Annotated in this window: 1 protein-coding gene; it reads left to right on the top strand. The window is 64.7% G+C overall.

Translation table 11 applies throughout. The features are described 5' to 3' along the window. A partial coding sequence (locus tag NQT62_RS15410; RefSeq protein ID WP_256765634.1) for a hypothetical protein occupies positions 1-516 on the top strand: 516 nt, incomplete at both ends.

Here is a 516-nt window from a genome sequence, read left to right as displayed (position 1 = left end):
CCAGTCTCGACGAGGGCGCACAGGTTGCATTGAACGGCGCGGTGGAAAATGCCAAGCAGGCCCTGGGTCAAGTGTCCGGCATTGCCGCTGATGTGAAAGCCCTGAAGCAAACTCTGGCGGATGCCCAGACCAAGGCCGCAGGCACAGGAGGTTCTGTTGACACCAGTGCCATCGATGCGCGTATCGCATCGCTCGAAACGCAACTGACCGCCAGTCAGCAGAAAGTGGAGCAAGCCGCCGGCGCACTTGCGGGGGAGGCACAGACGTCAGCAGCCTTGCAGGCGCGGCTCGATGCGCTGGAAACGAAGGTGCAGGACAATGCCGGCCAGAACACCATGGCACTGGCCATCGCCGCCACCGGCCTGAAGTCGGCGATTGACAGGGGCGGGCCCTTTGCGGCGGAGCTCGACACATATCTTGCTGTCGCGCCGGCCTCGGCTGACGCCGAGGGGTTGCGTACTGCCGCTACGGCCGGTGTTCCGACCGTCAGCATGCTGGCGAGCCAGTTCGGCGACG

Origin of the sequence: Limnobacter humi, from assembly GCF_024518835.1 — a bacterium.
In the GTDB taxonomy this organism is placed as follows: domain Bacteria; phylum Pseudomonadota; class Gammaproteobacteria; order Burkholderiales; family Burkholderiaceae_B; genus Limnobacter; species Limnobacter humi.
This window is presented reverse-complemented; position numbering and strand designations above follow the sequence as displayed.